This window comes from Nocardia sp. NBC_00881 (assembly GCF_045207455.1).
GTDB lineage: Bacteria > Actinomycetota > Actinomycetes > Mycobacteriales > Mycobacteriaceae > Nocardia.
Genome location: NZ_CP108798.1, coordinates 2,373,749 through 2,386,584, shown reverse-complemented (window position 1 = coordinate 2,386,584; position 12,836 = coordinate 2,373,749). Strand labels below are relative to the sequence as shown.

The following is a 12,836-nucleotide window of genomic DNA, read 5'->3' as shown; positions in this document are numbered from 1 at the left end:
TCGCACAGGCAACGGGCCGCCATCCCGGATGGGATCGTGAGGACGGCGCGGTCAGCCCACGCGACGATAGGCCGCCCTGCGGCCGTCGGCGCCCGTGCTCGATAAGTTCCGCTGGTGCAGCTGCTTGTCGACCGCGTCGATCACCTCGGGAACGTCGATCCGCAGCAGACCCGGGTCGGGGGCGTCGGCGTCCGGGTCGCCGACTTGGCCCGCCCACAGCACGGCGTGCCTGCCGAGCAGATGCGGGGGTGGTCCGCTCCATCGCGGCGGGGTCGGGCCGAACAGCAGGACTGTGCGGGTGCCGAACGCGGTGGCCAGATGCGCGACGCCGGTGTCGCCGCAGATCACCAGCGCGGCCTCGGCGACGGTGGCGGCCAGCTCGATGAGGTTCTGCTCGCCGGCGAGCACCCGGCTGACGGGCAGTCCGGCGCGCGCGGCGATGCTCAGCGCCAGCTCGCGTTCGTACTCGTCTCCGGTGAGCACGACTTCGCGACCAAGCACCAGTAGGTGCCGGACGACCGCGGCGAACCGGTCCGGCGGCCAGCGGCGCGCCGGGGCCCCCGCGCCGACGTGCACGACGACGCAGTCCCGGCGGCTGGTCGTCGATACCGGTGGGAGCAGCCCGAGATTGCGGCGGTCGGCGACGATGCCGTCGGATTCGAGCAGATGACACCAGCGGTCCACGTCGTGCATGTCGGTCTGCCACTCGGGGCCGGGAAGTTCGGGGAAGGCCGAGTTGTGGTAGGTCAGCACGCGTTTCGGCTGCGTTTTGGCCAGAGCGACAATGCTTTCGGCGCTCGGGCCGTGCAGGTTTACGGCGAGTTCGGGGGCGGGCTCGTGCCAGCGCAGACTGCCGAGCTCGGCAGTAGGCACCAGGGTGTCCACTGACGCGATCAAGTCCACGACCGGCTTGAGTCGCTGCGGGGCGGCCAACAGGATGCGGTCGTGCGGCTTGGCGCGGCGCAGGGCGCGTAAGGCCGGGACCGCGGTGAGTAGATCACCGAGCCCGCGTGCCTGTAGCACGAGCAGAACCGCCACCCTCTTCTCCTAGCCACCCGAGCCTCACCAACCCGACCCACCCGTTTTCACCCCAGAGGCGCACACGACGAGAGTCACTTAGGGATGACTACCCGACCACTCGGGCGGTAAACGTGGACGCGACGGCGTTGTCGATCACCTCCGCACCAATCATCTCCGCTGCGGCATCGCAAACCTTGTTTCTCGACCTCGTTGCCGGGTAGCAGCGGCAGAGCGTAACGCCTTCTCTGTGGCAAATGTCCAGTAAACACTGGTGATGCGGCATAGCATCAGGCTATGACGACGAACAGCGTGCTAGAGGGTCCTCTGCAGTCCCTTGCCCGCAAGGCGTGGCAGTCCGTTCTGGTCACCGGCGTCCTCGCGGTGATCCTTGGCATTCTGATTCTGGCGTGGCCGGGCCCGACATTGGTGGCCGCGGGCATCCTCTTCGGCATCTACCTGGTGGTTACCGGCTTTCTGCAGCTGCTGGCCGCCTTCGGTACGCCGGCCGGCACCGGGGTCAGGGTGCTTGCCTTCATCAGCGGCGTGCTGTCGATCGTGATCGGCGTGTTCTGTTTCCGTGACGAGCTGACCTCGATCCTGCTGCTCGGGCTGTGGATCGGGATCGGCTGGCTGTTCCGCGGCGTCGCGTTGCTGATGGCCACGATCTCCGAGCCCGGATTGCCGGGCCGCTGGTGGCAGGCGTTCTTCGGCGTGCTGACCGCGATCGCCGGTGTCGTACTGATCATCTGGCCGGTGCGCTCGGTGGCCACGCTGACCGCGGTCGCGGGGGTATGGCTGATCGTGCTCGGCATTGTGGAGATCATCGTCGCGTTCGGAGTGCGTAAGGACGCCACGGCGATCACTGCCGCCGCCTGACAGAGGGATGTGTGGGAGCACCTCCCGCCGGGATCTGACAGACCGCTCGGCCGACTCGTGCGATCTGTCGGCCCAGGTGGGAGGTGCTCGTGTCCGCTCACCGGATGTGGTTTCGTAGAAGTCTGGCGAACGGTCAGCTGCCGCCCTGTAATTCACCGCCGCGGGCGCGGACCTCCACACGCAGCGCCTCCAGCACCGCTCGGACGGCATTGCTGCGCAGTGCTTCCTCCCGCGCCACCGTCCAGTACGAGATGCGCTGGTTGAATTCGGCCGGTAACAGCCGGCGCAACTGCGGGCGTCGGTCGGCCAGATAGACCGGCAGGATGCCGACACCGGTCGCCGCGACGGTCGCCTCGACATGGGCGAAGACACTGGTCGAACGCATGCTGGTCATCGGATGCGGCAGCAATTTCGCGGCAAGATCCAGTTCGTCGATCTGCAGCGCGGATTCGATGTAGTAGACGAGGCGATGGTCGGCCAAGTCGGCAAGGCTGCCCGGATTACCGTGGCGACCGAGGTAGTCATCGCTCGCGTAGAGACCGAGGTAGTAGTCGGTGAGATGGCGGGCGATCGCTCGGTGGACGTTCGGCCGCCCGACGACGATCTCGAGGTCGACGCCGGACCTGTTCTGCTGGACGCGCCGCGTGGCGCTGATCAGCTCGATCGACAATCGGGGATAGGTTTCCTGCAGCCGCGCCAACGCGGGCACCGCGAAATGTGCGGCGAACCCATCCGAAGCGGCGATGCGCACCAGTCCGCCGACCCCCTCGCGGCGCGTCTGCAGCGGGGTCGCCAGTTGCTGCAGCGACTTCTCGATTTCCTCGGCCACCACCAGTGCGCCGCGTCCGAGTTCGGTCAACTCCCAGCCTCCGGACCCGCGCACCAGCACCCGCCCACCGATGATCTTCTCGAGTGCGGCGATTCGCCGCGACGCGGTCGTCGAGTTCACTCCGAGTGCGTCGGCCGCGGCCGAGAATTTGCCGAGCCGGGCCACCGCCAGCAGTACCAGCAGATCATCGGGACTGGGTTGGCCGGTGGCCGGGGCGCTGCGTGCGACGGACATGGCGCAACCTCACCACATCGCCTGCAAATTTGCAGCATATTACTGCAAAACTGGGCGTTGAACTGCATTGATCTTCACTGAATTGGTCCATAGCGTGGCTCGTATCACGTCAGAATTCCACTTCGAATCAGGATGGAGCACCGCGGTGGCAACAGTCGCGTGGATCGGTCTCGGGCATATGGGCACCCCGATGACCGCGAATCTCATCAAGAACGGGCACACAGTCCACGGCTACGACGTGAACCCCGAAGCGCTCGACTCGGCCGCAGCACACGGAGTCAATCCCGTCGCGTCGATCGCCGAGGCCGTGCGCGGGGTGGACGCGGTGTTCACCATGCTGCCCAAGGGTGAACACGTCCTCGCCGTGTATCAGGGCGAGGACGGCGTTTTCGCGCATGCCGCGACCTCGACCCTACTGGTGGACAGCTCGACCATCGATATGGATTCGGCCGCACTACTGCACTCCTCCGCCCGCGAGCGTGGCTTCCGTTTCGTGGATGCGCCCGTGTCCGGTGGTACCAGCGGGGCCGCACTGGGCACTCTGACCTTTATGATCGGTGGTGAGCCGGACGCGGTGGACGCGGCCGCCGGGATCATCGACGCGATGAGCGGCAATATCATTCGCACCGGCCGGGCCACGTCCGGTCAGGCCGCGAAGATCTGCAACAACATGATGTTGCTGATCAACCTCGCGGCCTGCTCCGAGGGGGCGGTGCTCGCCGATCGCCTCGGCCTGGATCCGAAGGTGTTCTGGAACGTGGCTTCGGTCTCCTCCGCTGATTCGTGGGCGCTGCGCACCTGGTATCCGGTTCCCGGGATCGTCGAAACCTCTGCTGCCAATAATGGATTCGCGCCCACCTTTACCGCAGACCTGGCTAATAAGGACATCGGCCTCGCGCTGCGGGCCGGGAAGTCGACCAACACCCCGTTGCCCACCGCGACCATCGTCGCCGCACAACTCCAGGAGCTCATCGACACCGGACTCGGCGGCCGCGACTGCTCGCTGATCATCAAGCACATCGACCCGACCGTCGGCTGAATCGAATCCGAAAGGCCCCGAGCATGACTCGAATTCCGCACTACATCGACGGCAAACGCGTTGATTCCAGTGTTCGCACCGGTCCGGTCTTCGACCCGGCCACCGGAGCGGTGACCGCCGAGGTGGGATTGGCGTCGGCCGCCGAGGTCGCCGACGCCGTCCAGATCGCCAAGAGTGCCCGATCATCATGGCGAGCAACCAGTCTTGCCCGTCGAACGGATGTCTTCTTCCGGCTCCGGCACCTGCTGACGGAGCGGCGGGAGGAGTTGGCCCGCATCATCACTGCTGAACACGGCAAGGTGCTCGACGATGCCGCGGGGGAGATCGCGCGCGGCATGGAGAACGTCGAGTTCGTCGCTGGGTTGATACATCTGCTGAAAGGTGAGCACTCCGAGCAGATATCGCGCGGAATCGATGTTCATCAGGTCAAGCAGCCTGTGGGCGTGGTCGCGTGTATCACGCCGTTCAATTTTCCGGCCATGGTGCCGCTGTGGATGGTCTCCTCGGCGATCGCCTGTGGCAATACCGTCATCCTCAAGCCGAGCGAGAAGGACCCGTCCGCGGCGGTATTCATTGCCGAATTATTCAGTGCGGCAGGTCTTCCCGACGGTGTACTCAATGTGGTTCACGGCGACAAGGAAGCTGTCGACGCGCTGATCGACGACAAAGAGGTCGCCGCGGTGAGTTTCGTCGGTTCGACACCGATCGCGGAAGCGATCTACCAGCGTGCAAGCAGCAACGGTAAGCGGGTGCAGGCTCTGGGCGGGGCGAAGAATCACATGGTGGTCATGCCCGACGCCGACCTCGACGCCGCGGCCGATGCCGCCGTCTCCGCGGCCTATGGATCCGCCGGTGAGCGTTGCATGGCGGTGTCGGTGCTGGTGGCGGTCGGCGATATCGCCGACACCTTGATAGGTAAGGTCACCGAGCGGCTCGGCGCACTCCGCATCGGCGCGGGCACCGACCCGAACTCCGAGATGGGTCCGCTGATCAGTAAAGAGGCCAGGGACCGGGTTGCGTCCTATGTCGCCGGGGCGGCCGTCGAAGGCGCGACCGTCGTGGTGGACGGACGCGAGCAAGTCTTCGACTCCGACGGCTTCTTCATCGGGGTGAGCCTGATCGACAACGTCCGGCCCGGCATGAAGGTGTACGACGACGAGATCTTCGGTCCGGTCCTGTCGGTGGTCCGGGTCGGCACCTACGAGGAAGCCGTCGAGCTCACCAACGCCAACCTCTACGGCAACGGTGTCGCGATCTTTACCCGAGATGGCAAGTCCGCCCGCGAGTTCGAATTCGACATCGAGGTCGGCATGGTCGGCGTCAACGTGCCGATTCCGGTGCCGGTTGGCGCCTACTCCTTCGGTGGCTGGAAGAAGTCGCTGTTCGGCGACTCGCACATCTACGGTCCCGAGAGCATCCACTTCTATACGCGCAGCAAGGTCGTCACGACCCGCTGGCCGGACGCCTCGGAAAGCCAGATCGACCTGGGGTTTCCGAGCAACGCGTGAACCTGCGGCGTGCCGGCCCGCTGCGTGACGCTGATCGAGTGGGAAGGCATCACTGCGAACCGCCCCGCTTCCGGCAAGGAACAGCGTCTCGCCGTCTCTGTCGATAACCGCACGCGATTACCGGATCCTTCGCAACAGCTGTGGCCGAAACACCTGCCCAACCTTCGATCCTGGACATCGAGAACGCCCAACTCGAATCCGCCGGGCACGGCAACGAGCAGGAACGACTTGCCCTCATGGAGTCCCACCGCGCCGACGTGACCGCCGAACTCGCTGAGCTACAGGAGAACCTCGAGCTCATCGACCATAAGATCGACGTCTACCGAGGGCGGCTCACCGCTGGCGACGCCGACCAACTCTGGGCGCCCAACCGACTGATCGGTGCCGTTGAGCAACCTCCTATCGGTGATCTCGGTCCACCAGGGGTGTGAATTCGAGATATGCGAATTACCTGCGACGCTACGTGACTGCGTCCGCCGTCGAGGCCGAACGAGCCCTCGACATACTTCGAGCCGACGGCGATGTTCTGCTCGGCAACTCTCGGGGCAGATACTTGGGAAAGAAGGTCAGGACGAGCTGTTTCGTATCATCGATGAGCGGTCGGCCGATATGGTGGCGATGCGGATGATCAGCCCGCAATGCGATTGATGCGCGATGTTGCCACCTAGCGATCACCTAACTATCGGAGGATACTAGTTGGTCCACGGGCCTATATTGGTGCCGGATAGCAGTCGATCGATATTCATGGCCCTCGCCTTGTGTGCCATTGCGTCTCTCAAAATATTGTCGTTGTGCGGATGATCGAAAAATCGTGCCGTATGTTGCCTCACATTCACCGCGCTCATGTTCCCGATGTGGAGGCGGGTGTCCTCGTCGGCAATGGCAAAGGCTCGGACGGCATCTTCTCTGGTAATAGGGCGGCCGGGAGTGTGTTGGCCGAGCGCGCCTACAGCGTTCACGAATTCCTCGTACGTGCCGTAGTCCCGCATCACTGCGGCGACCAGTCTCTCGTTGTGGTTTCGGGGGCTACTGGTGTTCCACGTGCGCGCGGGGTCCCCGGGTGTGCGGGTGCGGAGGGCGAACAGGCTTGCCTCTTCTGCAGCTCGAGCGCGGTAGGCAAAGGCTCTCCCGTCGGTACCACGCCCGTTGATACTGGCGAGGTCCAATGCGGCGGCGGCCCTTGCCAGGGGGTTGTACATTGCCGGGTTGTCCTCGGCAGCTGCGTCTACTTGGGTGGCTGCTCGGCCTGCACGTCGGATCTGTTCCCTGGTCCAACCCCCCGAAGCGTGGTTGGCGCTGAAGGCCGCCATAGCGCTCATTCCGTCGGCACGGCTGCCTCCGAGGTCTTGGACCCTGGTCATGGCCGCGGCGGCGGAGCGCGCGTTGAAGCCTGGGAAATCTCCGATGTCTATTGCGTCTTGGACGGCCGCATCGTACTCACGCGCCAACAGGCTCGCGCGGCCCTGAAGGCTTCCTTCAGTCCCTGCTGGCACCCTTCCATGCAGCAGTTCGTAACTCTTTTCGTTCATGTCCTGTGCTTGCTTCGCCCAGTAGTTCAATGGGTTCTGGCGACGGAGCATCCAGGAGGTTATGGGGTTTGCGTTGGCTTCCGCGAGGAAATTCAGTGACTTTCCGAGCACGTGACCCGGTGACAGCCCGTAGCGGAGGGAATCGTGTCCTGTTGTGTCACCTTGGAAGGTCGGGACCGGCCTGCCCTCGAGCACCGCGCGAATCTTTTCGGCCATCCGGCTCTGGCCACCGATCAGGTCGAGATCGAGACGGCGCAACAGCACAAAACCCGCGATAAGCACTATGCCACCGACGAAGATCACCGCAATACCGTTCTCGGGCGCCGACCGGAAAATGCTGTCCAGCACCAGGATGTAGGCACCTTCGAATGCGAACAGAACAATCAGCGAAAAGGCATCGCCGACCATGCCGACGAGGTTGCGGACCAAGAACGCCTGGGTGGGGCCGTATATGAATCCGCCGGCGGCGAAACCGAAAATGGCCAGGATGGCATGGAATATCGACGAGAGTGCGGCGAGGAAGATCTTGATCGAGAGGTAGGCCAGGAACAGCAGCAGAATCGCACCGAAGATCAACAACACCAGGCCGGTGCCGACCTGTCCGAAAGTGGGGTTCTCGATTCTGTCTTGGGCTGAGGTGTCGCCGCACCGCCGCATACCTTCCGCAAGCTGTGATTCGCTGCCTGCCAGGACCGCCGATGACCATGCCGCACGGCAGCCGGGCGAATCGTCGACGACCTGGCCGAGATTCCATACCTGCACCGGATGCCGCGCGAAATTGTCGGCCAAGGTGGTGCTGAACCCCTCGACTATTGATTTCGGATTCGGAGTCGACTGGCCGTTCAATCCCGCGGCGACCGCTATCCCGACATCGCGCCCTTGGGCCAGCAGGCCGTCCGACGACAACACATCGGCCATTGGATGCGCAAGATATGTGGCGCCGGACAAGGCAACGAAAAACATTACCGAGACCTGCACTACGGCTTTGGCGGGGTGTCCTCGCAGAATGAACACCGCTACGAAGACCCCACCGATCGTGACCGACACGACCAATACGAGCGGGGTGGCTAACGTACCCGTGAGGCCGTCGGCGACCGCGGTAAACGGTTTGCCGAGCCAAGTCAGCCAACCGAAATCCGCCACGAACAGGGCCATCCAGATGGCACAGATCACCAAGACCATGAAGATCGCGAAGAGCAGCCCCAGCACAATCGACACCCCGTTGCCTTTGAGGTTGAAAAGGCTGGGTTGGGTAGCGAATATGTAGTTCGACAACGGAACTCCGGACGAGTCCTTGATGCCGGTCCAGGAGAGCCCGTCGATCGAGGATCTGCTCCCAGTCGAAGTGGCGGTGTCGGTGCGCCCGCTGGCCGCACCGCTGGCGACCGTCGAGGCCACCAGGAGGAACAGCAAGGTGATCAGGAGGCGGACGGTGACGCGTCGTCGACGGGTGGCATGAGCCCAGACGCGGCATCGCTCCACTGCGGCCCGCAGGGACCAGTCCATGTCCCACGCGCTCGAGCTGCGTGGGCTGGAGTCCAGTTCAAGCCTCATGAGCAGTTGCATACGTCTTCACTCCGCACCCTGGATCCCAGGTTGCATCTAGGTTACGCCTTATTGGTACACCATCAAACGTCCCGTTAGATGTCGGCTCAATATATTTTTGGCGTAACGGATATATAACGGTCGAACTGGGGCCGCCTCGTCGGTGCCTCGGGGCGGTGGTAACGCGCGCGACCGAAATCAGCACACTCACTGGGATAGCTGTGCTGCCGGCCCGCGGTGTCGATGGACGGCTCGGTGTTGACTCGGGCGGCCGCAGGTCCATCGCGAAGGGGTATCGCGGCGAAGCCAGAGCGGTTCGAAGATTGAGGGCTGGCGATCGTGATCATTGTTGTAGGTACCAAAATTCCGACGAGGACCGAAGAGATATGTCAGTCGATCATGGGACAAACTGCTTCCTGTGCTGTATAAGGACAGGTTCGTCGGGGCACCGTCGAGGATGTCCATCCGGACCTGTTTTACAGGTTGCCTCGAGCACGCCCCGTCTCCCCGGCCGGTGTTCCCGATCGTGGGAATGGCGGGGTGACCCTTTGTTCAGCCCGCTGAGGCCTGCTCGCACGGCCGGCACCGAACGCGCGTCACGAGTCGAACAGCGGCTGTCCGAGGTAGCTTCCCGGCGCCGACACCCCGGGCGGGAGGACGAACACCGCCGACCCGATCGGTGTTGTCCACACGTTGAGCGCGTCGAACTCCGCGAGGCGGCGCTGGACCGGGAGGAATTGGGCGTCCACGTCGCGTTGATAGGCGGTGAAGAGCAGACCCGAGTTCGAGGTTTGGCCGGGAGCCGGTGCGTCGTCGTAGTTGTAGCCCCGTCTCAGGAATCGTTCGCCGTCGTGTGCGTGATGGGCACGTGCGATGTGCGAGGACAGCGGGATGATCGGGATGCCGGTCGCGTCGGCGGCCGCGAAATCCGGCTCGTCGAACTCGTCTGTCCCGGTCAAGGGCGCACCGTTGGCGAGGGTGCGTCCGATGGTGAGTTCGCGTCCTTCTCGGTCGATTTCGTCCCAGGTGTCCAGCGCCATCGCGATCCGCCTCAGCACACACGAAGTGCCGCCCGCCAACCACGGCTGTACATCGCCGTCGTCCCACACCAGGCGGCCGAAATCAGGGGTATCGGGCGCGAGATTCACCGTGCCGTCGACCTGACCCATCAGATTGCGCGGCGTCGTTCCCGGGGCGGCGTCGCGGAACCCGCGCTGCATCCATCGCACGATGACCAGCGAGGACACGCTCCGGCACAGCACACGCACCGCGTGGGACACCGTGGTCGCCTCGTCGGCGCAGACCTGCAGCAGCAGGTCGCCGCCGGTCCAGGCTGATTCGAGCCGATCGATGTCGAACGGCGGCAACGCGCGCAACCAGGACGGCCTGCGGTGCTCGAGGTCAGCGACGGTGAACACTGCGGGACCGAGGCCCAGCGTGACCGTCAGCCGAGCCGGGCGCCGCGCGAGCTCGGGTTCGGTATCCGCGAGCGCGGGGCGCCCCTGGGTCAGTCTGGCGGCGTCGTCGGTCCAGATCTTCAGCACGCCGATGAGGTCATCGCGGTCCGTGCCTGACCTCAGATCGAATGCGACGAAGGTCGCATTCGACTGTGGGGCGGTGGCGACGCCCGCCTGGTGCCGTCCGTAGAACGGCACCGTCGTCTGTGGCGTTCCGGATTCGCGCCGTCCGGTCAGCGCGACCGCGCCCAGCCCGATGCCCGCGGCGACACCGCCGCCGAACAGACGCCGCCGGTTGATCCGTGCGGGTCGCGGGCCGGTCTGATCAGCCACTGTGCGCGGGGGTCTGCGCTCCGGTGCCGTGCTCGCCGCTCGCGTGGTCGGGCACGTAGTTCTCCTGGTTGCCGGAGAAGTCGCGCACCTGGGCGGAGAACGTCGTGGTCGAGTTGTCATCGAAGGTGAGTGTGACCGGCGTTTCGGATCCCGTGCGCAGCGGTCCGTTCAAACCCATGAACATGATGTGATCGCCGCCTGGCCGCAGTCGGGTCGTCCCGTGCGCGGGGATCACGAAGCCGCCCGGCTTGGGGCGCATTGCTTTTGTCCCGTTCGCGTCGGCGACCACCTCGTGCAACTCGATGCGGCTGGAGGCGGGGCTCGATGCCGACACCACCGTGCGCGGGGTATCGCTGCTATTGCTCAGATCGCCGAATGCCGCCGACATTCCGCTGTCGGCCGCCTTGACCCACTGGTCGGTGATGGTCACGGCGTCCGCGGATTTCGCGGTATCCGGCTTGTCATTCGATGAGCAGGCGACCAGGAGGAAGGGCACCGCCGCGGCGGCTGCTGCGCAGCGTAGGACGCGAGAGGTGCGCGAACCGGTGCGGGGCGATGGAAAAGTGCTGATACGCATGCAAGCTCCGATGGTGTGAGGTTTGTTGATTCCGTTGCGAGGGCCGTGCCCGGATGGTGGTCCGAGCTCTTCCGGCTCCTCGGACCGCCGGACGTTCCTTCGGGTCGCTCGGCGGGCGCGGGCCTGACGGCGTGCACGCCGGGAGTCGTGACGGTTCGCTGTTCTACGGAGATGTCGCGAACTCCGCCGCGCACGAGGCACTCGGAAGAGCGCTCGGGTGCCGATCGAACTGCTGTCCGAGGACGAATCCGCAGACCACGAGTTTTGTGGCGTCCGGGTGTGCTGCCCGGCGCGGAGGCGAAGTGAAAGCGTTCCCTACCCACGAGGTTTCCCGCGGCATGGTGGCCGTTCGACCTCCGCGCCCGAACAACGCGGACGCGGTCCGAGCCGGGCATAGTCGATTCGCGGTGGAGTGGTCCACGCCTAGCCTGCACTACTGAAAAGTTCCGTACGGCAATGGCAACCGGGTTCGCGGACGACAGGAAGAAGGTCAGCGCCGGGTCGGTGGGCCCCGTAGGCCGAAGCCCGAACAGGCCAGCAGGCGCCGCGGACCGGGGCGAGGGCCGCCGATCGCGGGCGTGCGGACTCGGAGGGACGCGGCGGGACCGTCGGACAGGATGCGCGCCGTGCGCCGCATGTCGGACGCCGCCCGCAGCACCGTGTGCTCGACGGCGCGGATGAGCAGCGCACCGACCGGAACGGCCGCGAGGTGGGCACCGAGCATCACCGTCGGCGTGCTCGCGTCGTGCTGATGTCCGGCGGACAGGGTCAGCGCGATGTGCGCGACGGTCTGCCCGATCGCCAGCATCGCCATGACCTCGCCGGGCCCGCGCCGGTTCGGTCGGGCAGCAACCAGCACCCCCACCGCGATACATGCGGCGATCAGCAATGCGGTCGAGGGTGCGCCAGGGGAGATCGCTCCGCCGCCCAGGGCGTGCGCGGCGATACTCACGGCACCGGACGTTGATCCGACGAACGCGCCGCGCAGCCGCGCCGCCACGTCGATCGGATTTCGCACCGGTCCATACTACTTACTGTCGTAGTAGCCGGCCGCACCGGATCGAATGTGCGACTATGTTTCCCGGCTACGGACGATCGCAGCGTCTACTACCCGAGGCCGGATGGCCGATTTGTCACCGTTCCGAACGTGGCGACATGCTGCCTTCGCCCCCGAGACGGCTTCGGGCCAGACGGAACCCGAGGTCGTCGATGCGGAAGGTCGGGTGACTTTTACGACGGCACGAGGCACGGCAGCTGTGGGGTAGGTCGAACGCGCCGCCGCCGCGGAACACCCGGTACGGACCGTAGACCTCAGGATCGTAGACATCCCAGCACCATTCCCAGACATTGCCGATCATGTCGTAGAGCCCCCACGCGTTCGGCGCTTTGGTGGCCACGTGGTGCACAACGCCACCGGAATTCTCTCGGTACCAGGCGATTTCGTCGAGATCTCCATATCGCACAGCGGAAGTGCCCGCACGACAGGCATATTCCCATTCGGCCTCGGAGGGGAGGCGGTAGCCCTCGGCTGCCTGGTCGCAGACCACATCTCGCGCGTCGAGGTCGCCGCCGATCGTGTAGCAGCGGGTGAGCCCGGCGGCGTCGGACAGGAGGTTGCAGAACCGGACGGCCTCGGTCCACGAGACATCGGTCGCCGGGGCGAGGGTGGCCGCGGCGTTTGTCGTCGCCGCGCCGCTCAGCGCGGCGAAGAGCTCGTGGGTGACGGGGTAGGGTGCCAGGTCGAACGCGGCCACCTCGACTCGTCGAGTCGTCTTCTTGCTTTCGTCGCGCAGCACGATGGCCCCGGCAGGGAGGCTGATCATGCGGAGGGAGACCGTGTGGGCCGGGGGCGGTTCAACGCTCATATCGCGGTCAGCCTACCGAGTGTG

At 65.2% G+C, this 12,836-nt stretch carries 11 protein-coding genes; 4 read left to right on the top strand and 7 right to left on the bottom strand.

What is annotated here, in order from left to right; translation table 11 throughout:
* Window positions 1–51 precede the first annotated feature (51 nt).
* Entirely contained in the window at window positions 52–1,038 is a 987-nt protein-coding gene (locus OH799_RS09180) for a glycosyltransferase family 9 protein (RefSeq protein ID WP_406277894.1), read from the bottom strand.
* Between the two features lie 276 nt (window positions 1,039–1,314).
* Here OH799_RS09180 and OH799_RS09175 point away from each other — a divergent pair, with 276 nt between their 5' ends.
* Window positions 1,315–1,896: an HdeD family acid-resistance protein gene (locus OH799_RS09175; RefSeq protein WP_406277891.1), complete on the top strand. Its 582-nt coding sequence runs from the start codon at window positions 1,315–1,317 to the stop codon at window positions 1,894–1,896.
* 133 nt (window positions 1,897–2,029) lie between these two features.
* On the opposite strand, the gene OH799_RS09170 is transcribed toward OH799_RS09175, so the two are convergent.
* Window positions 2,030–2,959: a LysR family transcriptional regulator gene (locus OH799_RS09170; RefSeq protein ID WP_357262273.1), complete on the bottom strand. Its 930-nt coding sequence runs from the start codon at window positions 2,957–2,959 to the stop codon at window positions 2,030–2,032.
* 145 nt (window positions 2,960–3,104) lie between these two features.
* Between OH799_RS09170 and mmsB the strand changes: the two genes are divergently transcribed.
* The 3 genes from mmsB (at window position 3,105) to OH799_RS09155 (ending at window position 5,937) form a co-directional block, all read left to right on the top strand.
* Window positions 3,105–3,998 carry a 3-hydroxyisobutyrate dehydrogenase gene (gene mmsB / locus OH799_RS09165; protein WP_406277887.1) on the top strand — a complete coding sequence of 298 codons (894 nt, stop codon included), beginning with the start codon at window positions 3,105–3,107 and terminating at the stop codon, window positions 3,996–3,998.
* A gap of 23 nt (window positions 3,999–4,021) precedes the next feature.
* A complete protein-coding gene (locus OH799_RS09160) occupies window positions 4,022–5,506 on the top strand; it encodes a CoA-acylating methylmalonate-semialdehyde dehydrogenase (RefSeq protein ID WP_406277884.1) in 1,485 nt (494 codons plus the stop codon).
* A gap of 140 nt (window positions 5,507–5,646) precedes the next feature.
* On the top strand, window positions 5,647–5,937 hold the full coding sequence (locus OH799_RS09155) for a hypothetical protein (protein ID WP_406277881.1): 291 nt from the start codon (window positions 5,647–5,649) through the stop codon (window positions 5,935–5,937).
* A 261-nt stretch (window positions 5,938–6,198) separates the two neighbouring features.
* Here OH799_RS09155 and OH799_RS09150 read toward each other — a convergent pair whose 3' ends face one another.
* From OH799_RS09150 to OH799_RS09130, 5 genes are all read right to left on the bottom strand, one after another.
* Window positions 6,199–8,589 (bottom strand): hypothetical protein, encoded by a 2,391-nt coding sequence (locus OH799_RS09150; protein WP_406277878.1) that lies wholly within the window; start codon window positions 8,587–8,589, stop codon window positions 6,199–6,201.
* Between the two features lie 587 nt (window positions 8,590–9,176).
* Window positions 9,177–10,370, bottom strand: a complete 1,194-nt coding sequence (locus OH799_RS09145; protein WP_406277875.1) for a Dyp-type peroxidase — start codon at window positions 10,368–10,370, stop codon at window positions 9,177–9,179.
* Window positions 10,363–10,947, bottom strand: a complete 585-nt coding sequence (locus OH799_RS09140; RefSeq protein WP_406277872.1) for a copper chaperone PCu(A)C — start codon at window positions 10,945–10,947, stop codon at window positions 10,363–10,365. The genes OH799_RS09145 and OH799_RS09140 overlap by 8 nt, the downstream gene beginning before the upstream one ends.
* A gap of 490 nt (window positions 10,948–11,437) precedes the next feature.
* Complete coding sequence (locus OH799_RS09135; RefSeq protein WP_406277869.1) at window positions 11,438–11,965, bottom strand: hypothetical protein; 528 nt, start codon at window positions 11,963–11,965, stop codon at window positions 11,438–11,440.
* 115 nt (window positions 11,966–12,080) lie between these two features.
* On the bottom strand, window positions 12,081–12,812 hold the full coding sequence (locus OH799_RS09130) for a formylglycine-generating enzyme family protein (protein ID WP_406277866.1): 732 nt from the start codon (window positions 12,810–12,812) through the stop codon (window positions 12,081–12,083).
* Window positions 12,813–12,836: the final 24 nt, after the last annotated feature.